The following is a 14,153-nucleotide window of genomic DNA, read 5'->3' as shown; positions in this document are numbered from 1 at the left end:
AGCCTTTCCCTATCGACGACAGGTAACACCCATGAAGAAGATCGCCATCGCCGCCGCGCTGTTCATCGCCGCTCCGTTGTCCGCCCACGCTGCCTGCGCCGCCAAGGATTTCACCATCGACGGTTTCTCCGTCAAGGTGCAGCAGGGTTCGGGCCAGCCGCGCTTCAGCATGAAGGGCAACCTAGTCAACAAGTGCCCCGAAGCCGCCGCCGCGCAGATCCGTATCGACGCGAAGGATTCCACCGGCAAGGTCGTTGCGAGCAAGCAGGGCTGGCCGGCAGGCACCTCCAACATCGAGCCGGGCAAGAGCGTCGATTTCGACCTCGGCCGCCTGTTCCGTTACTCGGCGGATATGTCCGACTACACCGTCGTGGTCACTGACGTGAAGGCCTGGTAACAGGTCAGATCGGGATCCACGATACCCGCTCGCCGGCGGCGAAAGCCGCCGCGCGGGTGGGTAGCCATACCAGGGCGTGCGCCGAAGCCAGGTTACTCAGCATGTGCGAGTCCTGGCGCGGCAACGCTTCGAGCATGACCATGCCGTCCTCGTTGGTCAGGCGCATGCGGACCAACCGGTCGCGCTCCGCGTCCGCCTCGACGGCCGCACTCAGGACACCACCGCGCCACTTGGGTTGAGCCGCCGTCTCGCCTTCGAGGTGGCCGAGCACGGCACGCGCATGCACCGCCAGACAAACCAGTACGGCGGCGGGATTCCCCGGCATGCCCAGCAATGCCTTGCCCTCGCGCATGCCGAACCACAGCGGCTTGCCAGGCTTCTGCGCCACTTTCCAGAACACCTTGCGCACGCCGAGATGATCGGCGACAGAAGGCACGAAGTCGCGATCGCCGACCGAGACGCCACCGCTGGTGACCACCAGGTCCGCACTATCCAGCGCGGCACTCAGGGCTTCCTCGAGAGCCGCTTCGTCGTCGCGCACATAGGCCACGACCGGCTCGCCATAGCCCTGTTCGACAAACCACGCGCGAAGCAGCGGACCGTTGGCGTCATAGACCATGCCGGGAGCGAGCGGCTCGCCGACACGCAGTACCTCGTCGCCGGTGATGAGCACGGCGACACGGGGCCGACGATAGACCTCGATACGGTCGATGCCTGCCATGGAAAAGGCGGCAACGAGTCCAGCGGTCACGCGCTGGCCCGCATGAGCGATCACGCTGCCTGCGGCGAGCTCCTCGCCTTCATAGCGGATGGCTTCGCCGGTGCGCACGGCTTCGCTGAGCACGATGCCCGTCCCCGTTCGCTGGACGATTTCCTGGCGCGCAATGGCGTCGGCGCCCTGCGGTACGACACCGCCCGTCAGAATACGAACCGCCTGCCCGTCACCGACCAAGACATCCGTCGGCTCGCCGGCTGCGGAGGTTCCTATCAGCTCACGCGGCGCCAGCCCATCCCCGGCGCGCACCGCGTAGCCATCGACCGAGCTTTGGGTAAAGCGCGGAAGCGCGATGCGTGCGGTCGCGTCTTCGGCCAGGACGGCACCCAGCGCGTGCTCGACGGGAAGGCGATGCGTGGGCAACGGACCCACCCACTGCCGGTAGAGTTCGAAGGTCTCGGCGAGCGGCAGCAAAGCCATATCAGTGCGCCTCGCCGTAGCCGCCCGGGTGTTGCCCACCCGCGCGACCGGTCTCCAGCAGGTGGATGAGACCCGGCAAGGTGGCCGCCAGCGACTCGCTGGCCCCGCCACGGCTTCCCGGGAACGTGAGCAGCAAGGTGTCGCGGACATAGCCGGCGACACCACGCGAGAGCATGGCGAAGGGCATGCGCTGTTGCCCGAAGGCGCGGGCGGTTTCCATGATGCCGGGGATCTCGACATCGAGCATCGGCTTGACCGTGTCGACGGTGATGTCGTGCGGGCCCAGGCCCGTGCCGCCCACGGTAATGATCATGGCCGTATCGGCGGCGATGAGGGTGCCGAGCAGATCGCCCAGCACGGCCGCGTCATCGGCGATGACCGCGTACTCGACCGGACCAAAGTTGGCCGCGGCCAGCGCGTCGCGTACCCAGACGCCTGCCGTATCGGATTTGCTGCCACTTGCCACGGTATCGGAGAGGACTACGACCGCGGCACTGCGCGGCGTGGACAACGCCCGCTTGTAGTGCGACTTGCCACCGATTTTGCGTTCGAGGCGACAGTCTTCGATGTGCAGTTCGTCCGGCTCGGCATAGGGTTTGAGCATGTCGTAAAGCGTCAGCGCGGCAAGGCTCGCGGCAGTCAGCGCTTCCATCTCGACTCCCGTCGGGCCGATGGTCTGCACTTCGGCGATGACCCGCACCGAGGTTTCTTCAAGTTCGTAAGTCACGTCGGCCCGATGGATGGGCAAGGGGTGGCACAGCGGAATGAGCTCATCGGTCCGCTTGGCCGCGAGGATGCCAGCAACTCGCGCGGTTTTGAGGGGATCACCTTTTTCGGTGTCGCCACTGCGCAGCAGCTCGATGCAGTGGGCCGGTGCATGCAAGGTGGCGGTTGCGCGGGCGACGCGCAGGGAATCCGGTTTCTGGCTGACGTCTTTCATCCGTGACTCGTATGCGAATGGTGGCGATGTGACGGCAAAGGTGCGTCATCGAGATCGTCGCGGATGCAACATCCCTCGACGAAGGCACTGCTGCCGTCGGTATAGAACTCTTCCTTCCATATGGGCGCGCCGTGCTTCACCGCGTCGACCGCGTAGCGGCATGCGTCGAACGCTTCCGCGCGATGTGGCGCGCGCACGACGCAGACAATGGCGATATCGCCGATCGAGAGGTCACCCAGGCGGTGCACGACGCGCACGTACGGAACGCCATACTTCTCGCGTGTGCTTGCCTCCACTTCGCGAATGATCTTTGCCGCGAGCGGCTCGTGCGCCGTGTATGTAAGGTGCCGCACTGAACGGCCTTCATGATGATCGCGAACCGTACCGACGAAAAGCGCGAGACCACCACACTCCGGGTGGCCGTCCAGTTCAAGCAATGGCTCGACCATCACCGCATCATGGGAAAGAACGTGACGTTCCATGCTCAGCCTCCGGCCACGGGCGGGAGCAGCGCGATGCGCCCATCGGCGGGCAGCGGATCAGCGCGACGAACGATCGTATCTCCGGACACGCAGGCGCAGCGGTCCAGCGACGTCGCCAGCTCGGGACGGGCGCGCGCCAACAAGGCGATGGCGTCGGCGACCGTGCGTGTGTCGTCCGGACCTTCGACCTCGAGGGTAGAGGTTCCGGCCAGCCGCTCGAGCGCGGCGAAAAATTCAAAGACAATCGGTTTCATGGCGTATCCGGAAAAAGTGGCTCATCCGCCCATCGCATGCATGGTCAGCGGCCTGTCCACCGGGCCCGGCCGTGAGGCGTATCCCGCGTCCTTCAGCCAGACGGCGCGGCGCACCTGTTCGGCAAGCACGTCATCGGCGATGCCCTCGCGCATGCCTGCGCCGAGCGGCGTGCCGAGCGGCGAAAACAGACAGGTGAACAGTTCGCCCGTTGCGGTGATACGGAGGCGATCGCAGGTCGAGCAGAACGGATTGGACACCGTGGAGATGATGCCAAGCGGGTAGTGGCCGTCGACGAGGTAAGGCGTCGCGGGATCGTGTCCCCTTGGCTGATCCTCGACCTCGTGGCGCTCGCGGATCGCGGCCAGTATTTCGGCCTCGGAGACGACGGCATCGCGCTTCCAGTGCCCCGGCGCATCCAGGGGCATGTATTCGATGTAACGAAGGGGAAGCTTACGAAGCATCGCCCATTCCAGCAGCGGGACGATGTCCTTTTCGTTGTCGCCACGGATGACGACGGCATTGAGCTTGACCTTGGCTCCCGCATCGACAAGCGCATCGATGCCATCGAGCACGGGTGCGATCTCACGCAGGGTAAGGCGACGAAACGTGGCTGGATCGACTGCATCCAGGCTCACGTTGAAATCATCCACGCCCGCAGCAACCAGGGCATGGGCCTTTGGCGCGATACGGGAGGCATTGGTGGTCATCGACAGTCGCTGCAGGCCCCTTTCGCGAAGAGCGCTGATGTCGCGCACGCACTCCAGCAGGTCCCGGCGCAGCAGCGGCTCGCCGCCCGTCAGTCGGATCTGGTCGATACCCTGGTCCACGAACAGACCTGCCAGCCGTACGATTTCCGCACGCGTCAGCAGGCTGGCCCTGGGGAGCCAGTCCGGGTTTTCGGGCATGCAGTACGTACAGCGAAAGTTGCAGCGATCGGTGAGCGATATCCGCAGCTTGCGCTTGGTACGTCCGTGACGGTCGATAAGTGGGGACATGTCGCCTCAGGAAAGCACAATGTGCGTAAGCGGGGTGTGTCCTGCCCCGCAAGCCCTTCACATGCAATCGTGCCAGACTTCGGGCATGAACGCCTTGAATCCTTTCGTCGCAGCAGCGTGGCCGGCGTGGCCGGATTACGCGCTGGTCGAGGACCTCCTGCCGGCCCTTCGCGAGTACGCCCACGCCGGCCGGGTGTCGCTGGCCACGCTGGTCGATGTCGCAGGGCCGTCGCCGCGCCCGCTCTACAGCGAAATGGCGATCGCCGCAGACGGCCGGGTGGCGGGGTACGTGTCCGGCGGCTGCGTTGAAGCGGCTGTCGCCGAAGAGGCGTCCCTGGCCTTGGCGGAGGGCCGCCCGCGGCTCCTCGACTATGGCGTAGGCAGCCCGGTCCTGGACATCCAGCTCAGCTGCGGTGGCCGGATCGGCATCTTCGTTCGTGAACTGCGCGAGCCGTCGCGGTATGTGAATACCCTTGCCATTGCACGCCGCGAACGGCGTACTGTCACCGTCCTGACCGATCGTGAGACGGGCGCCTGGCAGATCTCCGACGGTACCCGGGAACCTGACGTTCAACACTACGCGCGCCCCCAGCGTCCGCCGTTGCGGCTGGTCGCCATCGGCGGCGATCCGGTGACCCTGGCTGTCGCTCAACTCGCACCCGCGCTGGGTGTGGAGATCGTCCTGTTGAGGCCTCATGGGCCGACCGAACCACCCCCGGGGGTCGCCCTTGCCGGATACGACTCGCGGAGCCTTCCGGCCGCCCTGGCCGATCTGGCGCTCGACGACCGCACAGCCGTGTATTCACTGAGCCACGATGCTGAAATCGACCACGCCGTGGCGGCGCACGCCCTGCACTCAGAGGCGTTTGCCGTGGGCATCCTCGGTAGTCGCAACAAGATTGGCGCGCGTGTCGAACGTCTCAGGGACGACGGCATCGAGGAAGATGAACTGCAAAAGCTTCACCTCCCCGCCGGACTGCCGATCGGCGCACAGACCCCCCACGGTATCGCTTTGTCCATCCTTGCCCAGGTGTGCCAGCGCGACCGCGCGCGGCTGCCGTGATGGGCACCCATGATGCGGTGATCCTCGCCGCCGGCGGCAGCCAGCGCCTCGGACGTCCCAAGCAGCTACTGACCGTGAAAGGCGAAACGCTGCTCGCCCGCGCGGTACGACTGGTAGCGGCGACCCGCCCGGGGCAGACCGTGGCGATCGTCGGAGCTTACGCGGAACGCATGTGCGGCCAGCTGGGCGGCGCCATTGCCGTGTTCAACCCTGATTGGGCCGAGGGTATGGCATCGTCCCTTCATGCGGCGGCCGATGCCCTGGCGGGGCGCACCGACCCTATCCTTGTCGTGCTCGTCGATCAGCTGGCGCTCGACGAGGGCCACCTGCAGCGACTGCTCAGCGCGCACGATGGCTCTGCTGACACCGTTACCGGCTATGGCGACGCCATGGGCGTGCCCGCCGTGCTGCGCGCCACGACACTCGCACGCGCCACCTTGCTCCGTGGCGATACCGGTTTTCGCGCCCTATGGCAGGAGGCTGTTCCCCAAATCATCCGCGCCGACGCCTTTGCCGACGACCTGGATACCGAAGCCGACGTCATTCGTGCCATCGCGGCTGGCCGCCTGGACCCCGAGCGCGGGCGTATGTAAAGGTCTTGGCAAGCCGGGGGGCGCGATTCGCTCCGCCGTGTTCACGTCGTTCTGATTACAACCGTGGGGAACCCCACGGAGAAGGGCATGCAACAGAAACCCGAGCGATCTTCCGCCAGTGCGGCCCGTCACGACGCGACTTCCGGTAGTGCGGCGATCCGCACCCTCGCGCGCGTTCCCGGCATAGACACTGTCCCCATCCGTTTGCGCATCAACGGCGAGGATCGCGATCTCGATCTCGATCCCCGCGTGACCCTTCTCGATGCCTTGCGCGAGCATCTCGGCCTGACAGGCTCGAAGAAGGGTTGTGACCATGGCCAGTGCGGTGCCTGCACGGTATTGGTCGAGGGGCGCCGTATCAACGCCTGCCTGACCCTTGCCGTCATGCATGATGGTGACGCGCTCACGACGGTCGAAGGCCTGGCGCGAGGCGACGTCCTCAGTCCGTTGCAGGCGGCTTTCGTCGCCCACGACGGCTTCCAGTGCGGTTACTGCACGCCGGGCCAGCTTTGCTCGGCGACGGGCATGCTCGAGGAAATTCGTGCCGGCTGGCCGAGCGTGGTGACTGAAGACCTCGCCACTGCGGCCTCCCTCACCGACGACGAAATCCGCGAACGCATGAGTGGCAACCTGTGCCGTTGCAGCGCGTATCCGAACATCGTCGCGGCCATTGCCGATGCCGCGGGGGACGACGCATGAAGCAGTTCACGTATGAGCGCGCCACGTCGCCGGGCGCCGCCGCCCGCACCGCCGTCACACAGCGCCGAACGCGCTACATCGCGGGGGGCACCAACCTCCTCGACCTGATGAAGCTGGGCATTGAAACGCCGGAGCATCTGGTCGACATCAACCGGCTCGGCCTCGATGAGATCGAAGCGACACCTGAGGGTGGGTTGCGCATCGGCGCGCTGGTACGAAACAGCGATCTCGCTGCGGATAGCCGCATCCGCGAACGCTACCCGGTGCTGTCGCGCGCGCTGCTGGCCGGCGCATCCGGGCAGCTTCGCAACAAGGCGACCACTGGCGGCAACCTGTTGCAACGCACGCGCTGTTACTACTTCTATGACACGGCGATGCCCTGCAACAAGCGCAACCCCGGTAGTGGCTGCGCGGCGATCGGTGGATTCAATCGCATCCACGCGATCCTCGGCGCCAGCGAATCATGCATCGCCACGCACCCCTCCGATATGGCAGTGGCCATGCGCGTGCTGGATGCCGTGATTCACACACTCACGCCCGGTGGCGAGACGCGGGCCATTCCGATCGCTGGGTTTTACAGGGTGCCCGGTGATACGCCGGAGGTCGAAAACGCGTTGCAGCCAGGTGAACTGATCACCCATGTGACCCTGCCCCCGCCGCCTCCCGGGCGACAGGTGTACCGCAAAGTGCGTGACCGATCGTCGTACGCATTCGCGCTCGTCTCGGTCGCCGCTATCGTCGAACTCGATGGCGATGCCGTGGCATCCGCGCGCGTCGCGTTTGGTGGCGTGGCGGCCATGCCCTGGCGCGACGACGCGCTGGAGGCAGCGCTGTGCGGCAGCGCCTCAGACGAGGCCTCGCTACGTGCCGTGGCAAGCGCTGCGCTGGCCGACGCCAGGGGCTACGGGCATAACGACTTCAAGGTGCCACTCGTACGGCGCACGCTGGGTGCCGTGCTGGTAGAGGCTTGCGGGAGGGCATCGGCATGACGATACGCATGGATACGATCGTCGGCGTCACGCCGCTCGACGAGCGCCCCGGAGGCTTCACCGGAAAACCCGTCGACCGCGTCGATGGACCACTGAAGGTTCAGGGCAAGGTCGCATACGCGGCCGAGCATGGCGGCATGGGTGCGGTAGCTTATGCCTTTCCTGTCCTTGCCACGATCGCCTGCGGACGCATCCGGCGTCTCGACGCCTCGGCAGCGCAGCACGCGCCCGGCGTCATCGAGGTGCTCACCGCGAAGAACGCGCCGCATCAGGACACGAGCTCCGATGACGCCATTCCGCAACTCACCGGCGATGTCGTGAAGCACTACGGCCAACCGATCGCGCTGGTCGTCGCGCGATCCTACGAGCAGGCGCGCCATGCGGCATCGCTGATTCGTCCGGAATACGATGCGCGGCCCGGTCGTTTCGATCTCGCCGTCGGCAAAAAGGACGCACGTATCCCAAAGGATCTTCCTTACGCGAAGACCGACACGGACAAGGGTGACTTCGATGTCGCCTACGCCGCGGCGCCGCGGAAGCTGGACGTCGTCTATACGACGCCATTCCAGTTCCACGCCGCCATGGAGCCGCACGCGACGATAGCGAGCTGGGAAGGCGACAGGCTCACCGTTCAGACGTCCAACCAGATGCCAACGCCCGGCCGGAAGGCGCTCGCCGCCACGTTCGGTCTCGCACCCGAGAAGGTCCGGGTGCTTTCGGCATATATCGGCGGTGGCTTCGGCAGCAAGCTCGACGTGCAGCCGGATGCGGTGCTGGCGGCCCTCGCCGCAAAGGCTACCGGCCAGGCGGTCAAGCTGGTGCTTACCCGCCAGCAGCTCTTTCATGTCGTCGGCCATCGCACCAATACGATCCAGCGGGTGCGCCTTGGCACGGATACCGATGGCCGCATCCTCGCCGAGGCCCATGAAGCCTGGTCCGGCAATGAGCCGGGTAACGACGAGTTCGAGCCGACCGTGCTCGGCACGCGCTCGCGTTACGCGGGCGACGACCGGCTGAACACGCACCGTCTGGTCGACCTGGACCTGCCACCCGCCATCTCGATGCGTGCCCCGGGTGAGGCCGTCGGCCTGCTTGCGCTCGAAGGAGCCATGGACGAACTCGCCGTGCAGCTCGATATCGACCCGATCGAACTTCGTGTCCTCAACGAGCCTGCCGTCGACCCCGAACTCGGCGTTCCCTTCTCGTCGCGCCAGGTGGTCGAATGCATGCGCGAAGGCGCGCGTCGCTTCGGCTGGGACAAGCGCGTCGCTCGCCCAGGACAGGTGCGCGACGGGCGCTGGCTTGTCGGCATCGGTATGTCGTCGGCGGTGCGCGGCAACATGTTGCAGGCATCGAAGGCGAATGTCCGCCTGGATGCCTCCGGACAACTCACCGCGCGCATGGCCATGACCGACATCGGGACAGGCTCCTATACCGTCTTCACGCAGATTGCGGCGGACCTGCTCGGCCTGCCGATGGAGCGCGTGACCGTGCTGCTCGGCGATTCGGACTTCCCTGATACGCCAGGCTCCGGGGGATCTTTCGGCGCGGCCAGCGCGGGTTCCGGCCTTTATGACGCATGCATGCAATTGCGTACGAAGCTGTCCCATTCGGCCGGCATCGACCCGGAATGCGCGCGCTACGAGGACGGCCATGTGACCGACGGGGAAAAACGCGTGAGCTTCGCTGCCCTCGCAAGCGGAGGGGATGTCTGTGCTGACGGCGGTGTCGAGCCAGGCAGCAATAACAAGAACTACAACCAGAACTCCTACGGTGCCTTCTTCGCCGAGGTCGGGGTGGACAGGGACACCGGCGAGATCCGCCTGCGCCGCATGCTGGGCGTCTTCGCCGCGGGTCGCATCCTCAATCCGAAGACAGCACGATCCCAGGCGCTCGGCGGCATGATTTTCGGCGTGGGCTCCGCGCTCTCCGAAGAGATGGTCCTCGACGCGCGCTACGGTGCGTTCGTCAACCACGACCTCGCCGAATACCACGTCCCCGTGAACGCGGATATCGGCCCCATGGAGGCCATCTTCCTGTCCGAGCTCGATGACAAGGCGAATCCGCTGAAGATCAAGGGACTGGGCGAGGTAGGCATCTCCGGCGCGGGGGCATGTATCGCCAACGCCGTGTATAACGCCTGCGGCGTAAGGATCCGCGACTACCCGTTGACGCTCGACAAGATTCTCGCAGGGTGGCCTGAAGGCGTCTGAAACCACCGTTTTTCCGCATTGCGTCACGGGGTGCCTGAAAAAAAGGCTCCCAAATGCAAAAAATCTTTGCGAACCCTATTTTCAGCGGACCAAAGCAACGCTAGAGTGAGTCGCCCGCTGGGCACCGGCCGGAAAGGCCGCCTCATTCGATTCAGTGACAAGGATAACCATGGCCACGACCAAAAAAACGGCGGCGAAGAAGGCTGCCAAGGCTCCCGCCAAGGCTGCCGTGAAGGCTGCAAAGGCCCCGGCCGCGCTCAAGCCGATCAAGGATCCGCTTTCGAAGTCCACGCTCGTCTCGCACATCGTCGAGCAGAGCGGCATTGACAGCAAGAGCGTGAAGGCCGTGCTGGCTTCGCTCGAAGGCGCGATCTCCGCGTCGGTTCACAAGAAGGGCGCTGGCACGTTCACGCTGCCCGGCCTGCTGAAGATCACCTCCGTTGCCGTCGCTGCGAAGCCGAAGCGCAAGGGCAAGGATCCGTTCACGGGTGAAGAGCGCTGGTTCGCAGCCAAGCCCGCCTCGGTCAAGGTCAAGGTCCGTCCGCTCAAGAAGCTCAAGGACGCGGCAGCCTGATCTCTCTCAGTGGCTTGAGCCGCTGCGGTTGACGAGGTACCCGAAAGCCCCTGCCTCACGGCGGGGGCTTTTTTTGGTTTGGGGTTCAGAGCCTTCAGTGCCCATCGACGTCGCGGCGCAGAGCCTTCGGCGCCCACCCTCGCTGCTCAGACACCCCTTCGCGTTTCGTACCGGAAAGGCCGCTGCGCGGCCCATGTATCTATCTGGCCTACGGCCGCTCCACTTGTCGGGAACTCGCCTCGAGGGTGGGCACCGAAGACTCTCCCCATCCCTGAGGTTCGTGGGGTCGAGCCGACGAAGCAAAGCCGCTTCGGCGGTCGGGTCATCGCCATCGCCAAGCGGTCAACCGTCTCGCCAGTCGCGATCGTTCGCGCGAGGCGGCGTAGCGGCGAGGAAGTCGCTCAGCGCGCCGGAATGTACGTATCAGCACGACGGCCGTGAGGACCGGTTTCGGCAGCAACACAGCTCAACGGCTCGCCTTCCCACTGACCGTATCGTCGTGAGAGACCTTGGTGTCCACCCTCGAGGCGAGTTCCGCACAAGTGGAGCGGCCGTAGGCCAATAAGAACATGGCCGCGGAGCGGCTTTCCTTTTCGAACGCGGAGGACCTGTCTGAGCAGCGAGGGTGGACACCAAGGTCTCCTCGCGAGACGCCCAAGTGTAGAAAGCGATGGCGAAGCCGAGCGAGGTGCGAGGTGCGAGGTGCGAGGTGCGAGAGAAAGCCAGGTCTGAAAGCCCAGGTGCCGGGGCCTCGGTAGAGCGCGAAGAAGCTTTTTTCATGGCCCCTGCCAAAGGTCACGCTTGACTACACATGTCGTCAGGTGCACCCTGCCTACATCTGTAGTCAGGAGTGCGGGGCATGAGCAAGAAGACCATCGGCGACCAGGAGCTCGCGCTTCTCCAGTACATCGGCGAAACGCCGAAGAGCACCGTGGCGGAGGTGTGTGTCGGCTACGGCGAAGGCCGTGGTCTCGCGCGCTCAACCGTGCTGACGATGATGGAACGGCTGCGTGCCAAGGGCTACCTCGCCCGTCGCAAGATCGAAGGCACGTTCCGTTATAGCGCGACGAATGAATCGGGCGAGGTCATGACCGGCGCGGTGGCGCGCTTCGTCGAAAAGACCCTGCAGGGTTCGGTATCGCCCTTCGTCGCCTGGATGTCCGAACGCGGTCAGGTCAGCGACACCGAACTGGCCGAACTCGAGGCGCTGGTCGACACGCTGCAGTCGCGCCGCAGGGGACGCTGACATGGACGCCTTCCTCGACACCCTGCTCTCCCGTCTCGCGCACGCCTCCGTGCAGGCGTTTCTGCTTGCCGCCATTGTCTACGCCGTCTGCAGGCTCGTGCCTTCGCTATCCGCTGCGGCGCGCAGCACGCTGTGGTGGCTTCTCGGTGCCCAGCTTATCGCCGGCATCGCCTGCCCCACCCTCCTTGCCCTGCCGCTTCTTACCCCGCCGACACCCAGCGCCGTGATGACTACGACCGCGTTCAGTGACATCGGCACCGTGTTGACGACGAATGAGACGACCGAAGGCTGGACGTTCTCCTGGACCTACGCGCTGCTCGGACTCTGGCTCGCCGCCGTCCTGGCGCAGTGCGCCGTGGCCGCCGTGCGCTGGGGCCAGCTGAGCGGCGTGATTCGCCGCGCGATGCCGCACGACGACGTCCGGGTCGAAACGCTCTGCGCCCGCCGTGCACGCGAACTCGGCCTGCGCCGATCACCACGCCTGGCGGTCTCCGCCGAGGTCGACTCACCGCAGGTGATCGGCCTGTGGCATCCGACGATCATGCTGCCGCAGGACGATCGTCTGGGCGATGACGACCTCGACATGGCTCTCATGCACGAGCTGGCGCACGTTCGTCGCGGCGACCTGGTCCTGGGCTGGATTCCCGCGGTCGCGCGCACCTTGTTCTTCTTCCATCCGCTCGTTCACTTCGCGGTGCGCGAGTACGCCCTGTGCCGCGAAGCCGCCTGCGACGCGCTGGTCGTGTCGCGTGGCCGGCAGGCCCCGAAGACGTATGGGCGCCTGTTGCTCCGCCTTGGCGTCGCGCCGCACCCGCACCACGCACTGCCCGGCGCCTCGCCCACCTTCCAGAACCTGAAAAGGAGACTCGACATGCTAGGTAACGCCACCGACGCGCCGCCGCGCGTGCTCACCATCTCGCTCATCATCGCCATCGCTGCGATCGGCGTGATGCCCTGGCGCGTGGTCGCCGCAGGCAGCGACGGACAGCGCGGTGACGGTTACACGTCGGTACCACCTGCCCCGCCAGCGGCACCCGCAGCGCCGGCCGCACCCGCCGCTCCTGCAGCTCCCGCGCCCATGGCCGAAACAGCGATACCACCCATGCCCTCGATGCCACCGATGCCTGCCATGCCGCCGACGCTGTCCGCGTCGGCCACGCAGACCGTGGATATCCACGGCGATGAACCCTCGCACGCACTGGTGTTCTTCGGCGACGACGTCACCGTGATGAACGGAAGCAACAGCGACATTCGCCGTGCAAAAGCACAGTGGGACCATTCGAACGACTACGTATGGTTCCGCAACGGCGACCAGGCCTGGGTGCTACGCGACCCAGCCTACGTCAAGCGGATCACCGCAGCCTTCGCGCGCAGCGAGCGACCCGCCGACATGGGCGCCATGAGTGCCGACAAGATGGAAGAACTCGATCGCCAGCAGGCCGTCCTGAACGAGCAGATGGCCAAGCTCGGCGAACGCCAGGCCGAACTCGCCATGCGGGAGAGTGATCCCGGCCGTCCGCGCGATGCCGGCGCGTACGCAGCAGGCCACGCCGCACTCAGTCACGAGCAGTCCGCGATCGCGCAGCAGATGGCCCGGATCGGCGAGCAGCGCGCGATGCACGGCAAGACTCAGGCCGAATGGGGCCGTCGCCAGGCCGAAGCCGCGCGGCAGGCCACGAAGGAAGTGAACGACATCCTCGCCGAGGCCGTTCGTAACCATGCGGCACAGGCTGCACGCTGACGGAATCGACGCCCTCCGGTATGGTGAGAGGCGGCACACGTCCCCACGTGTTGAGTCTTTCCCCCTTCCGGAGGCGTCATGCGACTTGAATCGGGCACGGTCATCGAGGCCAGTGCATTGCTTTTCGACATGGACGGCACGCTGATCGATTCGCGCGTCGTCGTGGAGAAAATCTGGAAGCGCTGGTGCGATGAAAACGGCATCGACTGGCACGTCGTGCTGCCCCGCCTGCACGGCGTTCGCATGATGGACTCGGTGAAGATGTTCGCGAAGCCCGGCATGGATGTCGACGCGGTGTTCGAGCGACTGTATCGCGAGGAAGTCGAGGACGTAGACGGCATCGTGCAGATTCCCGGCGCCCACGCGTTGCTCGCTGCGCTTCCGCGAGAGGCATGGACCATCGTCACCTCAGCCGACACGGTGCTGGCGAAAGCCCGCCTCGGTGCAGCAGGCATCGTTCCGCCGCCACTGATGGTCACCGGCGAAATCGTCACCAACGGCAAGCCGGACCCGGAGGGTTACCTCCTCGGCGCGAAGCGCATGAACGCCGACCCGAAGGACACCCTGGTCTTCGAGGATGCCAAGGCCGGTATCGACGCGGGCCTCGCCGCAGGCGCACGCGTCATCGCGATCGCGGGCGACCACCCGGAAGAAATCCCCGAACACGTCGAGTGGATCACCGACCTGACTGCGTTGCGCGTTGAGGGCGTCGTCGATGGCAAGGTGCGGCTGGTGGTTGTCTAAGGACAGCCGCTGCGCGGCTCATGTCTC

Annotated in this window: 15 protein-coding genes; 10 read left to right on the top strand and 5 right to left on the bottom strand. The window is 65.7% G+C overall.

The genetic code is table 11. From position 1 onward, the window contains the following. Nucleotides 1-31 precede the first annotated feature (31 nt). Nucleotides 32-397, top strand: a complete 366-nt coding sequence (locus tag ACVWWJ_RS05550) for a hypothetical protein (RefSeq protein ID WP_159895810.1) — start codon at nt 32-34, stop codon at nt 395-397. Nucleotides 398-401: 4 nt separating this feature from the next. Here the strand turns inward: ACVWWJ_RS05550 and ACVWWJ_RS05545 are convergent, their stop codons facing one another. The 5 genes from ACVWWJ_RS05545 to moaA are packed head-to-tail and all read right to left on the bottom strand — an operon-like array spanning nt 402 to nt 4,264. Next, nucleotides 402-1,592, bottom strand: coding sequence for a molybdopterin molybdotransferase MoeA (locus tag ACVWWJ_RS05545; protein WP_456967048.1), 1,191 nt, complete (start codon nt 1,590-1,592; stop codon nt 402-404). Nucleotide 1,593: 1 nt separating this feature from the next. Further along, a complete protein-coding gene (moaCB, locus tag ACVWWJ_RS05540; RefSeq protein WP_159895814.1) occupies nt 1,594-2,532 on the bottom strand; it encodes a bifunctional molybdenum cofactor biosynthesis protein MoaC/MoaB in 939 nt (312 codons plus the stop codon). Continuing rightward, entirely contained in the window at nt 2,529-3,014 is a 486-nt protein-coding gene (locus ACVWWJ_RS05535) for a molybdenum cofactor biosynthesis protein MoaE (protein ID WP_456967047.1), read from the bottom strand. Before ACVWWJ_RS05535 ends, moaCB begins: the two co-directional genes overlap by 4 nt. 2 nt (nt 3,015-3,016) lie before the next feature. After that, nucleotides 3,017-3,268, bottom strand: a complete 252-nt coding sequence (locus tag ACVWWJ_RS05530) for a MoaD/ThiS family protein (RefSeq protein ID WP_159895818.1) — start codon at nt 3,266-3,268, stop codon at nt 3,017-3,019. A 21-nt stretch (nt 3,269-3,289) separates the two neighbouring features. Further along, complete coding sequence (moaA, locus tag ACVWWJ_RS05525; protein ID WP_456967046.1) at nt 3,290-4,264, bottom strand: GTP 3',8-cyclase MoaA; 975 nt, start codon at nt 4,262-4,264, stop codon at nt 3,290-3,292. An 85-nt stretch (nt 4,265-4,349) separates the two neighbouring features. Between moaA and ACVWWJ_RS05520 the strand changes: the two genes are divergently transcribed. From ACVWWJ_RS05520 to ACVWWJ_RS05480, 9 genes are all read left to right on the top strand, one after another. Further along, nucleotides 4,350-5,327: an XdhC family protein gene (locus tag ACVWWJ_RS05520; RefSeq protein ID WP_159895831.1), complete on the top strand. Its 978-nt coding sequence runs from the start codon at nt 4,350-4,352 to the stop codon at nt 5,325-5,327. Then, the gene (locus tag ACVWWJ_RS05515) at nt 5,327-5,920 is read left to right on the top strand and encodes a nucleotidyltransferase family protein (RefSeq protein ID WP_456967045.1); all 594 of its coding nucleotides are present in this window, start codon (nt 5,327-5,329) and stop codon (nt 5,918-5,920) included. The genes ACVWWJ_RS05520 and ACVWWJ_RS05515 overlap by 1 nt, the downstream gene beginning before the upstream one ends. An 87-nt stretch (nt 5,921-6,007) precedes the next feature. Beyond that, a complete protein-coding gene (locus tag ACVWWJ_RS05510; protein ID WP_456967044.1) occupies nt 6,008-6,619 on the top strand; it encodes a 2Fe-2S iron-sulfur cluster-binding protein in 612 nt (203 codons plus the stop codon). Continuing rightward, complete coding sequence (locus tag ACVWWJ_RS05505; RefSeq protein WP_456967043.1) at nt 6,616-7,608, top strand: FAD binding domain-containing protein; 993 nt, start codon at nt 6,616-6,618, stop codon at nt 7,606-7,608. Before ACVWWJ_RS05510 ends, ACVWWJ_RS05505 begins: the two co-directional genes overlap by 4 nt. 2 nt (nt 7,609-7,610) lie before the next feature. After that, nucleotides 7,611-9,821: a molybdopterin cofactor-binding domain-containing protein gene (locus tag ACVWWJ_RS05500; protein ID WP_456969663.1), complete on the top strand. Its 2,211-nt coding sequence runs from the start codon at nt 7,611-7,613 to the stop codon at nt 9,819-9,821. Between the two features lie 169 nt (nt 9,822-9,990). Then, nucleotides 9,991-10,395 carry an HU family DNA-binding protein gene (locus tag ACVWWJ_RS05495; protein ID WP_046968653.1) on the top strand — a complete coding sequence of 135 codons (405 nt, stop codon included), beginning with the start codon at nt 9,991-9,993 and terminating at the stop codon, nt 10,393-10,395. A gap of 859 nt (nt 10,396-11,254) precedes the next feature. Continuing rightward, nucleotides 11,255-11,641: a BlaI/MecI/CopY family transcriptional regulator gene (locus ACVWWJ_RS05490; RefSeq protein WP_456967042.1), complete on the top strand. Its 387-nt coding sequence runs from the start codon at nt 11,255-11,257 to the stop codon at nt 11,639-11,641. Between the two features lies 1 nt (nt 11,642). Continuing rightward, entirely contained in the window at nt 11,643-13,382 is a 1,740-nt protein-coding gene (locus ACVWWJ_RS05485) for a M56 family metallopeptidase (RefSeq protein WP_456967041.1), read from the top strand. 78 nt (nt 13,383-13,460) lie between these two features. Next, the gene (locus ACVWWJ_RS05480) at nt 13,461-14,126 is read left to right on the top strand and encodes an HAD-IA family hydrolase (RefSeq protein ID WP_159889139.1); all 666 of its coding nucleotides are present in this window, start codon (nt 13,461-13,463) and stop codon (nt 14,124-14,126) included. Nucleotides 14,127-14,153: the final 27 nt, after the last annotated feature.

The organism is Luteibacter sp. HA06 (assembly GCF_054061215.1).
This window is presented reverse-complemented; position numbering and strand designations above follow the sequence as displayed.